We start from the raw sequence: 278 nt of genomic DNA, 5'->3' as shown, positions 1-278 counted from the left end.
CGACCTATGGCTACCGTCGTGCTGGCGCCCTGGTGAACCGTACGCGCAGCCTGATGGGCTTGCGGCCCGTGAACCACAAGCGCATGTACCGCGTGATGAAGGAGCAGGGTTTGCTGCTGCCGAAATCGCCTAGGCGTAGTGATAGCGGCCGCACTCACGACGGCAAAGTGATGGTCGAAGAACCGAACCAGCGCTGGTGCTCGGATGGCTTCGAAATCGCCTGCGACAACGGCGAGGTGGTGACTGGCGTTTTCATGAAGGATTGCTGTGACCGCGAG

1 pseudogene is annotated in these 278 nt (G+C 61.2%); it reads left to right on the top strand.

Going from position 1 to position 278, the window contains the following annotated elements:
• Positions 1–278: pseudogene (locus KVT32_RS29900) on the top strand (IS3 family transposase); the annotation flags it as partial.

It is taken from the genome of Achromobacter sp. GbtcB20, from assembly GCF_019091095.1.
GTDB lineage: Bacteria > Pseudomonadota > Gammaproteobacteria > Burkholderiales > Burkholderiaceae_B > Achromobacter > Achromobacter mucicolens.
Note: the sequence above shows the minus strand (reverse complement) of the source record. Positions and strands in the feature narration are given on the sequence as shown.